Annotated in this window: 13 protein-coding genes, 2 tRNA genes and 2 pseudogenes; 13 read left to right on the forward strand and 4 right to left on the reverse strand. The window is 33.7% G+C overall.

Going from position 1 to position 14507, the window contains the following annotated elements; translation table 11 throughout:
- Positions 1-257 precede the first annotated feature (257 nt).
- The 6 genes from OPR49_RS01105 (at position 258) to OPR49_RS01130 (ending at position 5870) form a co-directional block, all read left to right on the forward strand.
- A complete protein-coding gene (locus OPR49_RS01105; protein WP_265027192.1) occupies positions 258-1322 on the forward strand; it encodes an AI-2E family transporter in 1065 nt (354 codons plus the stop codon).
- A gap of 129 nt (positions 1323-1451) precedes the next feature.
- On the forward strand, positions 1452-2087 hold the full coding sequence (locus OPR49_RS01110; RefSeq protein ID WP_265027193.1) for a DnaA ATPase domain-containing protein: 636 nt from the start codon (positions 1452-1454) through the stop codon (positions 2085-2087).
- A 365-nt stretch (positions 2088-2452) separates the two neighbouring features.
- Positions 2453-3439 carry a tyrosine recombinase gene (locus OPR49_RS01115; RefSeq protein WP_265027194.1) on the forward strand — a complete coding sequence of 329 codons (987 nt, stop codon included), beginning with the start codon at positions 2453-2455 and terminating at the stop codon, positions 3437-3439.
- 56 nt (positions 3440-3495) lie between these two features.
- Positions 3496-4221, forward strand: coding sequence for a lysophospholipid acyltransferase family protein (locus tag OPR49_RS01120; protein ID WP_320157603.1), 726 nt, complete (start codon positions 3496-3498; stop codon positions 4219-4221).
- 51 nt (positions 4222-4272) lie between these two features.
- Complete coding sequence (rpsT, locus tag OPR49_RS01125) at positions 4273-4542, forward strand: 30S ribosomal protein S20 (RefSeq protein WP_010081981.1); 270 nt, start codon at positions 4273-4275, stop codon at positions 4540-4542.
- Positions 4543-4619: 77 nt separating this feature from the next.
- The gene (locus OPR49_RS01130) at positions 4620-5870 is read left to right on the forward strand and encodes a citrate synthase (protein ID WP_265027196.1); all 1251 of its coding nucleotides are present in this window, start codon (positions 4620-4622) and stop codon (positions 5868-5870) included.
- Positions 5871-6059: 189 nt separating this feature from the next.
- On the opposite strand, the pseudogene OPR49_RS01135 reads toward OPR49_RS01130, so the two are convergent.
- Positions 6060-7195, reverse strand: a pseudogene (locus tag OPR49_RS01135) (transposase).
- Positions 7196-7349: 154 nt separating this feature from the next.
- Between OPR49_RS01135 and OPR49_RS01140 the strand changes: the two are divergent.
- The 4 genes from OPR49_RS01140 to OPR49_RS01155 all read left to right on the forward strand — a co-directional run bounded on the left by OPR49_RS01140 (position 7350) and on the right by OPR49_RS01155 (position 9834).
- A complete protein-coding gene (locus OPR49_RS01140; protein ID WP_255324782.1) occupies positions 7350-7484 on the forward strand; it encodes a hypothetical protein in 135 nt (44 codons plus the stop codon).
- Positions 7485-7570: 86 nt separating this feature from the next.
- The gene (locus OPR49_RS01145; protein WP_265027197.1) at positions 7571-7873 is read left to right on the forward strand and encodes a hypothetical protein; all 303 of its coding nucleotides are present in this window, start codon (positions 7571-7573) and stop codon (positions 7871-7873) included.
- Between the two features lie 24 nt (positions 7874-7897).
- Positions 7898-8200 carry a hypothetical protein gene (locus tag OPR49_RS01150; protein WP_265027198.1) on the forward strand — a complete coding sequence of 101 codons (303 nt, stop codon included), beginning with the start codon at positions 7898-7900 and terminating at the stop codon, positions 8198-8200.
- 107 nt (positions 8201-8307) lie between these two features.
- Positions 8308-9834, forward strand: a complete 1527-nt coding sequence (locus OPR49_RS01155) for an acyl-CoA carboxylase subunit beta (protein ID WP_265027199.1) — start codon at positions 8308-8310, stop codon at positions 9832-9834.
- 53 nt (positions 9835-9887) lie between these two features.
- Here OPR49_RS01155 and OPR49_RS01160 read toward each other — a convergent pair.
- Positions 9888-9960, reverse strand: a tRNA-Thr gene (locus tag OPR49_RS01160).
- Positions 9961-10207: 247 nt separating this feature from the next.
- On the opposite strand from OPR49_RS01160, the gene mutM reads away from it, so the two are divergent.
- Positions 10208-11023 carry a bifunctional DNA-formamidopyrimidine glycosylase/DNA-(apurinic or apyrimidinic site) lyase gene (mutM, locus tag OPR49_RS01165; RefSeq protein ID WP_010963068.1) on the forward strand — a complete coding sequence of 272 codons (816 nt, stop codon included), beginning with the start codon at positions 10208-10210 and terminating at the stop codon, positions 11021-11023.
- 16 nt (positions 11024-11039) lie between these two features.
- Complete coding sequence (gene pdxH, locus OPR49_RS01170; protein WP_265027200.1) at positions 11040-11633, forward strand: pyridoxamine 5'-phosphate oxidase; 594 nt, start codon at positions 11040-11042, stop codon at positions 11631-11633.
- Positions 11634-12066: 433 nt separating this feature from the next.
- Here pdxH and OPR49_RS07475 read toward each other — a convergent pair.
- Positions 12067-12716 (reverse strand): annotated as a pseudogene (locus OPR49_RS07475) (helix-turn-helix domain-containing protein).
- Positions 12717-12732: 16 nt separating this feature from the next.
- Here OPR49_RS07475 and OPR49_RS01185 point away from each other — a divergent pair.
- Positions 12733-13803: a DNA-methyltransferase gene (locus OPR49_RS01185; RefSeq protein WP_265027203.1), complete on the forward strand. Its 1071-nt coding sequence runs from the start codon at positions 12733-12735 to the stop codon at positions 13801-13803.
- 607 nt (positions 13804-14410) lie between these two features.
- On the opposite strand, the gene OPR49_RS01190 is transcribed toward OPR49_RS01185, so the two are convergent.
- Positions 14411-14487: transfer RNA gene (locus OPR49_RS01190), tRNA-Met, on the reverse strand.
- Positions 14488-14507 lie beyond the last annotated feature (20 nt).

A 14507-nucleotide genomic window follows, 5' to 3' on the forward strand; every position in this document is an offset into this window, starting at 1 on the left:
TTTTGTAGAAGCTTTCCTCTCTATCCAAGATTCTTTCCGAAAAATAAAATTTCTGACATCATATAAAAGTTACTTCCCCTATTAACTAGCATAATTATAATAGCAAAAGAGATATTTAGAGAGCTCAAAATCTATCTTTGCCTGCGGATTAAACAACTAAATTTTAGTAAAAAACGATAGTATTACAAATCGTAAAATACTTTCAACATAGGAAAAATAAATTGCATATTTTTCAGTAAATTAGCTATGCTAAACACATGCAAAAACGTCATATAACTATTTGTTTCATACTGCTTTTTATAATAGGGATGTTATTCCTGATGCGTCCTATGATTTTTCCATGTTTAATATCTATTATTATTGCATATTTGTTTAATCCGCTAGTAGTCAAGTTTGAAAAGTATAGAATACCACGTTCATGTTCTGTAATTTTTATAATACTTGTTTTATTAATAGCTTTTATACTAGTCATAACATTTGTTTTACCTATTATATATGTTCAAATTACTTCAATATTAAATTTCTTAGTGAGTAAAGTGCCTTCATTAAAGCTTAAAGTAATCCCCTCTGTATTAGAATTTCTTAATATAAAAATCGAGGATAGCTTATTTGATCACTTATCTAAAAATCTAGCAGAAAATTACAGCAACTATGTATCTTATTTCATGAATGCTCTTGATATTGCTAGTAACTTTATAATCCAAGTGTTAAGTTCAAGCTTTAACACGGTATCATTAATGGTGATTACTCCTGTAGTGTTTTTCTATATATTACGTGATTGGCCTTTAATTATAGAAAAAGCTAATAAATTAATCCCTATTCCTTACAGGGGAAAAATTGCAGATTATTTTTTCAAAGTGGATTTCATTATATCTAATTATCTAAAGGGGCAGGTAAATGTATGTATTGTCATGATGATCTTTTACTCTGTAAGCCTGAGCATAATAGGATTGAAACACTCTATTGTTATTGGAATTTTATCAGGAATGTTAACGTTCATACCTTACGTAGGGCCATTATTATATACCATTATTGGGTTTTTGAGCGCTATCACTCAATTTAGTGGATGGTTTGAAAGTGCTGCTGTTTTGCTATTATTTGGTGTTGGGCAATTAATAGATTCAAACATATTAGTTCCTTTATTAATAGGAAAAAAAGTTCATATACATCCAACTGTAATTATTCTGGGAATTACTATATGCGCTTCATATTTTGGATTTATAGGTATATTACTTTTTATTCCAATAATAGCAATGTTCAATGTATCAGTAGAATATGCAATCAATAAATATTTTAAAAGTGAGCTTTATAAAAACGGCTAACAGACCTTTTGCATAATCAATTTATGGTAAGAGGAGAAATGAGCCCAGAATACCTGACACATTTGAGGAGCGTAAGTAAATTTCTGCGCAAAAATTACTACCAGAAAGAGGTTACGTAAGAGGTTCAACGTGCAATTAAATTTATTTAACAACAATCAAGCTGATTATAGTCGGCAAAATTACATCGTCTTAGATGAAAATAAGCACGTGTATAATTCGGTAGTTAATGATTTATCTTGGAAATGTCTGATTCTTTTTGGACCTAAAAGCTCCGGTAAAACTCATCTTGCTCATATTTGGCAATCAATAAACGATGCAATTTTTATCAATGTGAATAACTTCGTAAGCGAGATTAGGTATAGCGATGCTTTTATTTTAGAAGACGTACAAAACATTAAAGATGAAGCAATGTTATTACATTGTTACAATTACATGAAAGAAAACGACAAGAGGCTGCTAATCACTTCTTCAATTTCACCAAAAAAGCTTAACTTCAAATTAAGAGATTTAAGTTCTCGAATATTATCAACTATCAGCGTAAAAATTTTGCCTGCAAGCGAGGAATTATTAAGAATTATGCTAATAAAACGATTTTCAGATAAACAGTTAAAAATTGATTTAAAAGTGATTAATTATATTTTAGCAAGAATAGAACGTTCTTTCTATAGCATTGATAAAATTATAGAGAAGATAGATAATGAATCTATAGGGTCGAATGTGACCGTTCCTTTTATTAGCACTTTATTAAAGAAAGATGCCATTTGATTTCTTCTTTTGTAAAGGTGTATATTAAAAATTTATTAACACCCATAACACTAACGTAATTGAAATCTCTATCTGTCCATATTAGAATTATAATCAATGTTATGTTATAATAAATATAGATAGATACAGCTAAGAAGTATTCTATATTTATAGTAGAGCTCACTTTATAAGGTGTTTTTTATAGATTTAACGTTATAATTTAACTATGATAAGAGTAAGATTAAATTTAAGAAAAAGGTTAAAGCAAAAGTTTGTGATGTTCACTCTATTGATAAATGCTTTATTTGTCTCATATTTTCTCATAAGAAACACAGGGAACACTTCTAATCAAATTATAGCCAAAGAAATAAATATAGGAGCTGATAATGAAAAATAAACAGTCGCAAAATAAAAAAGAAAATCTTTACATAACATATTACATAGATGCTTTAGCTTCAGAGAGGTCCGCTACACAAAATACTCTGGAAAGTTATCGTTCGGATTTACACCAGTTTGAAGAATTTTTATTGGAAAGCGGTACTACCTTGGTTGGTGTAAACAAAACCAATATTAAAGATTATGTGAAATCTTTATGTACACAAAAAAAATATAAAAGTAGCTCTATATCAAGAAAAATATCCGCTATGAAAAATTTTTACAAGTGTCTATTTAATGACGGAATAATAGATTTTAATCCAGCGCCGGCTAATGATGATGAATTAAAGAATCCAAAAGTTTCTCGTCCTTTGCCTAAGTATTTAAGTGTCAAAGAAATATTTTTGCTAATGGACACAGTGAGAAAATCAGCAAGCGAATCGAATAAAGAGATAAGCAGTAAAAGGCTATGTGCGATTTTAGATATCCTTTACTCTTCTGGAATGCGTGTTTCTGAACTAATTAATATGAAGTTATGTGAAGTGTCACATTTAATAAACAGTAATAACAAAGAATGCTATATAATAATAAAAGGAAAAAGTGGTAGAGAGAGGCAAATCCTTTTTAATGAACAAGCATTACAGAGCCTTAGAAATTATTTATCAGTTCGTGATAATCTGATCCCTAAAGAAAAGGAATCCGATTGGCTATTCCCAGGTGATAAACCCAATAAACCAATTACAAGGCAGAGGGTCGGTCAATTAATGAAGGAGTTGGCAAGAAAATGCAATGTTGATGAAAATAAGATCTCTCCACACGTGATTAGGCATTCTTTTGCTACCCATCTACTGGATAGCGGGGCAAATATTGTGTTGATACAGAAAATTCTTGGCCATACTAACCTTTCTACAACACAAATATATACTCATATTGCTAACGAAAAGTTAAAGGACAAACTAGCTGATTCGCATCCTATTACTCAGATGATCAATAATTAAACTTATTGCTTTTAATTTGTAGTAAAGTTAAATTCAAAATAAGTTTATGTAAGTTTGTGATTTCAAGTTTGTTGTTTAATTTCTTTCTTATATTATGGGAAGTATTCTATACTTTAATTACTCTCCCTGTAATTCTCTTTCCTGAGTGTGTAATAACCATTTTTCTCGTCTGTTCGGTGAGAGTTGTATTATTCATGCTGCGTTTATTATGTGGCATTAAATATGAAGTGAGGGGAATGGAAAACATTCCTAAGCAACCTTTTATCATTGCATCTAAACACCAATCTCCATTTGAAACATTTATTTTTATACTACTATTTAGAAAAGCGGTTTTTATTTTAAAACGTGAATTGAAATGGATTCCATTCATTGGTTTACATCTTATAGCGCTGAAAATGATTTTTATTAACCGTTCAGATGGTATCAGTTCTATGCGTCATATCATTAAATTAGCAAAAATGCGTATAAAAGAAAATAGAGGCATAATAATATTTCCTGAAGGCACAAGAACGACTATAAACCAAAATATAAAATATCAACCAGGTATTGCTGCTTTATATAGCATATTATCTGTTCCTGTGTTACCGGTTGCTTTAAACACTGGTTTGTTTTGGCCAAAAAGCATACTTTCTCTGAGAAAGAATCCCGGAAAGGCAGTAATAGAAATATTGCCCCCAATATATCCTGGATTAAACAAAAATGAATTCTTGCAAAGTTTAGAAAAGATTATTGAAGAGAGAAGTAGTAAATTAACCACAGAAAAAACTGATATTGCAAATTAACAAAAAAGCTTTATAATTAAAAGAAAAGTACAGTATTTTAGGTATTAATATATGGCAAATCATAAGAGTGCTAAAAAAATGATAAAGGTAATAGCAAAGCGCACTTTAATAAATAAGATGCGGAAAAGTAAAACTCGCACTGCTATTAGAAATTTGGTTGATATAATCAAGTCTGGCGACAAAGAAAATGTTGTTCTGGCATTTCGGAATGCTGAATCCAATTTACATAAATGTGTAAATAAAGGTGTCATTCATAGGAATACTGCTGCGCGTAAAATAAGTCGCTTAAATGCAAAAGTAAAAGCATTGATGACCGCTTAATACGGTTAATGTAAAGTTAACTGTATTAATATATACTCCTCAGTTTGTATATTCTGTATAAAATTTAAGCTTAAGTGATGGATAAAAAAGTGCTATTGGAACTAAGTAATGGATTAAAAATCGAGCTACCTGTATTAAGCGGAACAACAGGTCCTAACGTGTTAAATATCAAGGACTTATATAAGACAACAGGATTATTCACTTACGATCCGGGGTTTGTTTCCACAGCTTCATGTTCTTCTTCGATTACATTTATTGATGGAGATGAAGGAGTGCTTAAATATAGGGGACATAATATAGCTGATTTGGCAGAGAATAATAGCTTTACTGCTGTGATTTATTTATTACTCTATGGTGAACTACCCAGTTCAGAGCAACACAAAAAATTTCTTCTCAAAATACAAAAATTATCCAAAGTATCAGAGCAAATTACAAATGTAATTAAAGCATTTCCACAAACTGCCCACCCTATGTCGATTTTAGTTGCATGTTTTGCAAGTTTGTCAGCATCTTACTATGAAAAGCATGGCAACAATGTCAATGGTGAAGATCTAGACTTTGGAATTTCTGCAATAGCGCAAGTTCCTGCAATTGTTGCAATGATTCATAGGCATATCAACAATCAGGAATTCATAAATGCTAACAATGAATTAAGTTACAGTGAAAATTTCTTAAAGATGATATTTGGCGATGCTGTTGATAATGATAAAAGCGCCCTTTTTGCAAAAGCTTTGGATAAAATATTTACTCTCCATGCTGATCATGAACAAAATGCTTCTACGGCGGCTGTCAGACTGGTAGGATCGGCTGGTTCTAATCTGTTTGCAAGCCTCTCTGCAGGGGTTGCTACACTTTGGGGACCAGCACATGGTGGAGCTAATGAGGCAGTTATAAATATGCTAAAAGAGATAGAGCAAAGTGGAGATATAGATAAATTTATCGAAAAAGCTAAAGATGATAAAGATCCATTTAAATTGATGGGATTTGGACATCGTGTTTATAAAAATTATGATCCGCGCGCGCGCATATTAAAAGACGCTTGCCATGAGGTTCTAAGTAAACTAGAACAAAACAATGAACTGCTTAAGATTGCAAAAAAACTTGAAGAAATAGCTTTAAAGGATGAATATTTTATCGTGCGTAAGTTATATCCAAATGTTGATTTTTACTCAGGTATAATAATGGATGCTATTGATATCCCCTCAAATATGTTCACGCCTATTTTTGCACTTGCAAGAACCACTGGTTGGGTTACTCAGTGGTATGAAATGATAAATGATAAAGAAACTAAGATCTGTAGACCAAGGCAACTCTATTTTGGTAAATAAATTTATTTTCACTTCATTAGACTTCTTGCATAACCCAAACTAAGTAGAAAAAAGGTGTCATCCGAGTAGCTGACACTGGTTCCTTTACGACGGAAGTGTCCAGAGGTGTCATTCCAGTCTGGAATCCAAAAAAAAGGATGGTGTCATTCCGTATCCGTTCAGCCAATGGCGTCAACTTAAGAACTTTCATTAGCAAACTCTCCTAAAGACATGATGGCGTTTAGGCTTATCTACTTTATTGCGGCTGTCCCGGTCGGATTTTAACTTTAGCGCGTATACTTAAAAAGGGCTTGAAAGTTTTTTGGTGCAATAAGTACCTGATAGAGTTTCTGCCTCATTACACCAAATAAAACTGAAAAATTTAAACGATACTCAGTAATTTGATCTGGGTTCCAAGGCCCTTGTGCATCACACATATGAAGCGATAATATATTGCACATGACCAAGTTTGCCCAAAATTCTTGTAATACAGCCTCTCCAGAAAAATTCTCTAACTCTGCTCCTACTTTGAGTCGTTTCCTCTATGTGCCACCTTAACACATAAGCTTTGCTCCAAAGTCTCGGTCAAAAACTCTGTTTCTCAGTTGGCTAATGTCAGCACTATAACTCTTACTTTCTGTCCTTTCATTTTATTTTTTAGCTTTTCATTTTCTAATATAAAATCAAAATCTAATTCGCCAGCGTTCCCATAGCTTACTATAATTTCTTTTTTGCAAGCGAAAAATAAAATCTACTTCCAAATCATAATGCTGCTGAATGAATTTTACTGAAGACGATCATAGATAAATAATAATTTCTCTTGATTTAATAAACGCATTTGAGTGATAACTTCGGGTAATTGCTCTGCCGCCAACGTTTGTTCACCTATATTCCAAGCTGCAAGACGAGCACTACAAATCAGCGAAGTACACAAATCAACAAACAAATTGCCAATGGTGCCTGTTGTTCCATTTGGTTCAAACTCGGATACAATTTCCCCAGAGCTGGGTAATCTCATACCAGAACCATCTGCTGCAATAAGTCTATAGCCTCTCCAACTCAGGTTCATCCTGATAGGCTGTTTGGATGCTTAAATTCTTGAAAGCCTGTATGGCAAATCTTATACCTTGCTTTAGAAAAAGCTTGCTTTGAGGGTACATGTCAATGGCTCCATAAGTTCACATTCTATTCCCAAACTTTTTTTAACTAACTTTAAAATCATAGAAAATACTGTCGAAAAAGGAAGTTTTCTTGTTCGTGTAAAACTCAACACAATGGATTTTCTGAAAAGTTTTCGAGTATATTGCATTTTTAATTTGTAAGATAAGATCTTTTCCTTTTTGCATGCCTCACCTAAAAAAGACACATTTTAAACTTTTTTGTTGCAATAAAATAGAAACAAAAGTGCTGTCCCTTGCACTCTTTGGATAATTTAATGATAAAAAATTTAGAGAGAAATTTTATACACTATCGCTGATATTTTTCCTTAAGTTGACGCCATTGCCTGAACACTTACCTAATGATGAAGCTATCGAAAACATAGCAAAGAGACTTCAAAAATCTATAGACGATGCAAAAAAGCACAAGGTCATGTTTAGTGTTGATGTATTCCAAGGAGAAAAAAGTCATCAATAATAGATTATTCGATACTGATCTTATACCACCTCATGGAGCAAGATAAAAATGTTACTGAGACTGGAAAAGAAAAACTACGGCCTCTTATGTTAGAAATGTTTAATCTAGTTTCAACAGGCACTGATGTGAGCCAAGAAGTTCGGAGATTATTGCCAGAAGATATACTGAAAGAACGCGGCGAATATTTGTCACGTCTAAAACAAATTGTAAGTGATAGTATTGAAAATGACAAAAAAAAAGAAATTGTAGTAGAAAGAGATAATAAATTTTATTATGTACAGTGTCCAGAAAAAAGTGTGATCACTCCTGCAAAATTTATGAACTCCCCGGAATTTAAGGACTTAGAATATGGTGCATTGCGAATAGGAGAAGGAGATAATCTAATCTGAATAAAAAGCTGGCAATATCATGATATGCAAGGCAAAGTAAAAATGACCTTTAGGGTAGGCGATGAAAAGATCGAAATGATTTTATCTTCTGAAAAAGCTGAAAGTTTTGGTAAAATAATGGTACATATGGATGACAAAAGTTGTGAAATCTTCTCAAAGTACCTAAAAGAGCTAGAAAAAGAACCTCGTATAAGCAAGGTTGTTGAAGCTGCTAAAAGTTTTGCACAAACAAAAAGCAGTGCAGTTAGTCCACCTCTTTCTAATATGAAAAGTGTTGACACATTGCAACATTTTCAAAGTAGTGACCATGAATCACCAGAGCATTAACAATTATCATACATACATTGTTGCATATAGCAATAGTGTATGTGTATAGTTAGTAGGGTTTGTAAACTTAATAAAGTATACAACTAATTTGAAAACTACTTTATTGTATGCAAGACTTTAAAATACTAGAAAATCTAAAAACCAAAGCACTAGAAGCTGAAAAAGGAGGCGGTTCTGACAGGATTACCAAACAACATGAAAAAGGGAAATTAACTGCTAGAGAAAGGCTCAGTATATTGCTCGATGAAAGTTCTTTTGCAGAATACGATAAATTCGTAAAACATCATGCAAATGATTTTGGCATGCAAAATGCTAATTTTTTAGGTGATGGGGTAGTGATTGGTCATGGTACTATTTATGGCAGAAAAGTTTTTGTTTATTCTCAGGATTTTACTGTCTTTGGTGGTTCACTTGGTGCGTCACATGCAAAAAAAATATGCAAAATTATGGATATGGCAATTAATGCCAGAGTTCCAATTATCGGACTAAATGATTCTGGTGGAGCCAGAATTCAGGAAGGAGTAAATTCTCTTGCTGGTTATGGAGAAATTTTTCAAAGAAACGTAAATGCATCGGGTGTTATACCACAAATTTCTTTAATTATGGGCCCATGTGCAGGAGGTGCAGTTTATTCCCCAGCATTAACTGACTTTACTTTCATGGTGAAAAACAGTTCATATATGTTTATAACCGGGCCAGATGTAGTAAAAAAGGTTACCTACGAAGATGTAAGTTTCGAAGACCTCGGTGGAGCAAAAATTCATACAAGCAAAACAGGAGTAGCGGATTTTGCATTCAATAATGATGTTGAAATGCTGCTAAAAATGCGTGAATTCTTTACTTTCTTACCAGCAAATAATCAGGAATCACCAAAATCTGCACCAATCTGTAATGATGTTGACGACATTGATGAATCCTTAAACACTCTAATTCCTACCAATCCTAATACTCCTTATGATATGTATGAACTCATTGAAAAAGTTTGTGATGAAAGGAATTTCTTTGAACTGAAACCTGATTTTGCTCGTAATATCATAACTGGTTTTGGTAGAATTGGAGGAAATACTGTCGGTATTGTTGCAAATCAACCTATGCACCTTGCAGGATGTTTGGATATTGATTCTTCAAGAAAAGCTGCGAGGTTTGTAAGGTTTTGTGATGCATTTAACATTCCGATCATCACACTTATTGATGTTCCAGGATTTTTGCCGGGTACAAATCAAGAATACAATAATATAATACAACACGGAGCGAAACTGCTTTACGCTTACGCTGAAGCGACCGTGCCGAAAATTAGCCTTATCACTAGAAAAGCGTATGGTGGTGCATACATTGTTATGAATTCGAAACATCTAAAAGGTGATATAAATTATGCCTGGCCAACTGCTGAAATAGCTGTGATGGGCCCTGAAAGTGCAGTTGAGATTATATTTCGACACGAAAAAGATCAGCAAACGTTAATTAAAGAATATAAAGAAAAATTTGCTAACCCATTTTTTGCTGCATCATATGGATACATTGATGACATTATAGTGCCAAGTAAAACAGGGTATCACTTTTGTAAAGCATTAGAGCTACTCAAAAACAAGAAAGTAGAAAGGATATGGAAAAAGCATGACAACTTACCTCTGTAACTTTCTTCTAAGCCTTGCTTACAAGTTATGCAATATTATAAGTATAATCAGTGTGCCGTTACCAAGACTCGAACTTGGGACCTCGTCATTACCAATGACGTACTCTACCACCTGAGCTACAACGGCAAGTTTATATATTATGATAATGAATAACACAAAAAAGAATAAGGAAAAAGAAGAGGAGAAAAAAAGATTAGCGAAAGCTTTAAAGCAAAATATTTTGAAAAGAAAAAAGCAGCAACAGAGTAGACAGAGAACCCTTTCAAAACTCGTTTGTGGTGAGGAATTTTTAGGAGAAAGCACCGCAGAATACTCGAATGTATTTGAGAACGACAAAATTACCATCAGAAACTTAAGTTTTGAAGGAGGTATCATGCCAGAACTACCGGAAGTGGAAGTAATCTCTAATTTTTTGCTTGATAAAATTAAAAACAAGCAAATCAGTAATGTTATAGTGAATAATTGGAATTTACGTGCCCCAATAACAAAAAATATTGATGATATGCTAAAGGGCAAAGTCATACGCAACATCAAGCGTAGAGGTAAGTATACCATCTGGAATACAGATGGTAGTGTGGCTGTAATCATACATCTTGGCATGAGCGGAAAGCTTATATATGCTGACCACGATCAAATGCGGAATAAGCACGATCACGTGGTATTTTTATTTTCCGACAATACTTCAATAATTTTTAATGACCCAAGAAGATTTGGATTAGTTATCGTTTTAAATAAAGAACAAGAAACGGATTTTTTTAGCGATTTTGGAATAGAGCCCCTCACGGATGAATTCAGTGGAGACTATTTACAGGAGTTGCTGAAAAACAAAAAAGTGAATATTAAATCAGCGTTAATGGACAATAAATCAATAGTTGGCGTAGGCAACATATATGCTTCTGAGAGCTTGTTTAGAGCCCGTATATCACCACTCAGGTCAGCAAAAAACTTGACCTATAGAGAGTGCGAAAAACTTGCTGCTGAAATAAAAAATACTCTGAGTGATGCAATTGCTGCAGGCGGTTCAACACTGAAAGATTATGCACAGCCATCTGGATCTGCTGGATACTTTCAAAATAACTTTTACGTATATGGTAAAGTTCAAAAACCTTGCAAGATTTGCAATAATATCATAACACTTATACGACAAAATGGCCGTAGCACTTATTTTTGCAACGCGTGCCAGAATTAAGATTTTATTTTTTGATATGATATTTTCACTTGAAAAAGATCCATTTGATTTGTTTTCAAAGTGGTACAAAGCAGTACTTAATTCTCCGTGTGGACAACCAACTGCAATGACGCTAGCAACTTGTAGCAAAGACTGTATTCCATCTGCAAGAGTGGTATTACTAAAGGAATATAGCAAAGAAGGTTTTGTGTTTTTCACTAACGTAAACAGTAAAAAAGGGAAAGAATTGACTGAGAACCCCAAAGCTGCGTTAGTGTTTCATTGGATAGAATTTGCTAGGCAAGTGCGAATTGAAGGAGAGGTTAAACTTCTAAACGATGAAAGAACTGACAAATACTTCTCTTCTCGAGCGCTGGGTAGTCAAATTAGCGCATGGTGCTCAAAACAATCGAGCATTCTGAAAGATTGGCAGGATTTTGAGCAAGCTATAAAATTGAAGGAAAAAGAATTTCACAATACACAAGTTTCTCGTCCTGATTTTTGGGTGGGATTTTGCGTAATCCCAAAAGTAATTGAATTTTGGCAAGAAGGTGAATATAGGAAGCATATTAGATTTAGATACACCCTTGTTGAGGGAAGCGATTGGAAAGTGGAACAATTATATCCCTAGCTACATTCGTTATTGCAGACCCTTCTTAATTTACCATTGAGAATTGGATGACACCCTACTAATCCGAATTCTGGATTAAGGATAAAAAAGAGCAAAAATATCAATAACCTATAATTTTATAGCTAAAGTGACTTAGGTTTACCGATAATTTGAAAAACAACAAATTCGTCATTCCGCTACTTGTTAGCGGAATCTATGCTGAGATACCGCGGCGGTATGACATAGGGAAACCTTTCTTGGGTTAGCTATAGAAGGTCAAGGACTGCAAATTTTTCATTAGACAGGCTTCTTATACTTTTGGTGAGGTTAAATTTTGAAGTGAAAATTTTAATAAACAGCAAATAAACAAGTTTATCAAAAAAAGAGTTAAATGTTAGGATTTTAAATAATACAGCATTCCGGACAATTTAAAATCAACCTGGGATGGAGGAAGTTAGTGGCGGTCACATACTCTTTCATCACAATGATAAAGAAGCTTACCTTTATCTCTGACGTATTTTAAAGGAATTTTGGGATTATTGATGTCTTTACCACCAGTATCATGCCATTTCTTTTCCCATGTAATATAATATGGTTCAAGGTCTTGCGGCGTTAATTTATATATTTCTTTTAGCTCTATTCCTTCATAAATAGCAAATATCCAATCCACCTTTCGGTATTTTGCAATTATTCATTACCATACTCATCAATGGCATCATTTCCCTCGCGTGCTGGAAGAATAGTGAGTCCAGTTAGTAATAAGACTTGTAGGATTTTTCCGCCGTTGTCCTGAAAGATATCATTTATACCATGCTTAACAGCAAACTCTTGATACTTCCGTATATGAGGAAATATATCTTTCAGACATTTTCTGTCTTGATCCTGATCTAGAAGTGCAGTAGGTTCAACACCAAGGGCATCTGCTATGCGCTCAACATTATCTATAGAGATATTTCTCTCACCACGTTCAACGGAGCCTATATATGTTCTGTGTAATTCACATAAATCAGCAAGAGTTTCTTGGGAAAGCCCTTTTATATTTCTTATTCTTCGTATATTCTGGGAAAGAAGTAATCGCAGAGGTTGTGTTTTTATTTTTGTCATCTTTGTAAGATAATAGTTGACAATTATAAGTCTACAGACTATAAGTATCTTCCATATGGTACATATATTGGAAAAATTTAAATTTAATAATAAACCTACATATACTACAGATAGGGGAGCTGCATATTGTGGAGACTCTCTTAACCTATTGCCGCAATTACCAGACAATAGCTTAGATCTTGTAATAACCAGTCCACCGTTTGCTTTGCAAAGAAAAAAAGAATACGGAAATGAATCCCAAGCCGAATATGTTGCCTGGCTTGGTCAATTTGCAAAATTAGTACATAGCAAACTCAAAGATACAGGCAGTTTTGTACTTGATCTAGGTGGAGCTTATGAAAAAGGCGTGCCATCCAGAAGTTTATATAATTTTAGAGTGCTTATGCATTTCTGTGATGATATAGGCTTCTTCCTTGCAGAAGATTTCTATTGGTATAACCCTTCTAAATTGCCAAGTCCAATTGAATGGGTAAATAAGAGAAAAATCAGAGCAAAAGATTCTGTTAATACAGTATGGTGGTTCAGCAAAACTGAGTGGCCTAAAGCAGATGTCACAAAGGTGCTAGTGGAATACAGTGGTCGCATGAAAAAACTTATCGAGAACCCAAAGGCTTATTATACTCCAAAAGAACGACCATCAGGACATAATATTGGTAGTAGCTTTGGTAAAGATAATGGAGGAGCTATTCCATCAAATCTTTTGCAGATTCCCAATTCAGAGTCTAACAGCCAGTATCTTGCTGCATGTAAGGAACTAGGTGTAAAAGAGCATCCAGCTCGATTCCCTGCTAAATTACCTCAATTTTTTATTAGGTTTCTAACACAACCAGGTGACGTTATTTTAGATATTTTTGCTGGTTCTAACACAACAGGTTTTGTATGTGAGCAAGAAGACCGCTACTGGTTAGCATTTGAAGAAAATAGAGAATATCTTGCTGCATCTGCTTTTAGGTTCTTAGAAAAAGAATGCTCAAAAAAAGAGTTGGCAGTTATTTATCAATGCATTATTCGTGGTAAAGAGCCTGTATTAAAGACTAAGCAGTCTATATTGGATATTGAGTTCACTCAGCAGTCATTAGTAGTTTAGTTATGCTCTTTGTTCATGGTTTTCCCGTTTTGAGCAATAATTTTTTATATAAGCATTTTTGTTGCCTATCCTCAACACTTTCCACATTAGTGTTACTAGCAGAAGTTACTCTTAAATGTTTGTTCATGTTAGCTACAAACGTTAAGAAATTTACCAAATAAAAAAAAGGCAAAAGAAGCCCCGGTTACTATCTATTTTCAGTATTGGCGTTTTTTAAGTCTTAAACGCTGCAATTTAGCTGCTTTTAAATGCAACTCACCTTAGTTTAAATGTTTAAAAAATTTACTAAGCAGAAAAAAAGACAAAGAATCCCCGGAGTAGTTAGTTATTCCACTCTTTATTTTAAAATTTGACGTTGGGTGATGTCTTAAACGCTTTATAAGTGCTTTTCAGCTTACGTGGGTAAAAACCCAAAATTTTTATAAAGACATAGTATGCACATAGTGCAAAAATTAAACAATAGTACGCCAAATACAAGTCTTCTTGTCGTTTTAACCTGCACAGATTGGGAAGTTAAATAATATAGCTTCAGTTTCATGATAAGGGGGCTGGCGAAGGGTGTCAAGTAGTTTCTACCCGAAACCACAATATTCGCACAGTTGGAAAATGGTTGCGGGAGTAGGATTTGAACCTACGGCCTTCAGGTTATGAGCCTGACGAGCTACCGAGCTGCTCCATCCCGCGTCGTTGTTTATTTAGTTATT

This window comes from Wolbachia endosymbiont (group A) of Bombylius major, assembly GCF_947251895.1.
In the GTDB taxonomy this organism is placed as follows: Bacteria; Pseudomonadota; Alphaproteobacteria; order Rickettsiales; family Anaplasmataceae; genus Wolbachia; species Wolbachia pipientis.

Excerpts from the sequence above, each read along its gene's own strand:
- pdxH (WP_265027200.1), top strand. The coding sequence starts at position 11,040 with ATGATATTTTCACTTGAAAAAGATCCATTTGATTTGTTTTCAAAGTGG.
- OPR49_RS01105 (WP_265027192.1), top strand. The coding sequence starts at position 258 with ATGCAAAAACGTCATATAACTATTTGTTTCATACTGCTTTTTATAATA.
- rpsT (WP_010081981.1), top strand. The coding sequence starts at position 4,273 with ATGGCAAATCATAAGAGTGCTAAAAAAATGATAAAGGTAATAGCAAAG.
- OPR49_RS01130 (WP_265027196.1), top strand. The coding sequence starts at position 4,620 with ATGGATAAAAAAGTGCTATTGGAACTAAGTAATGGATTAAAAATCGAG.
- OPR49_RS01150 (WP_265027198.1), top strand. The coding sequence starts at position 7,898 with ATGCAAGGCAAAGTAAAAATGACCTTTAGGGTAGGCGATGAAAAGATC.
- mutM (WP_010963068.1), top strand. The coding sequence starts at position 10,208 with ATGCCAGAACTACCGGAAGTGGAAGTAATCTCTAATTTTTTGCTTGAT.
- OPR49_RS01145 (WP_265027197.1), top strand. The coding sequence starts at position 7,571 with ATGTTAGAAATGTTTAATCTAGTTTCAACAGGCACTGATGTGAGCCAA.
- OPR49_RS01115 (WP_265027194.1), top strand. The coding sequence starts at position 2,453 with ATGAAAAATAAACAGTCGCAAAATAAAAAAGAAAATCTTTACATAACA.
- OPR49_RS01155 (WP_265027199.1), top strand. The coding sequence starts at position 8,308 with ATGCAAGACTTTAAAATACTAGAAAATCTAAAAACCAAAGCACTAGAA.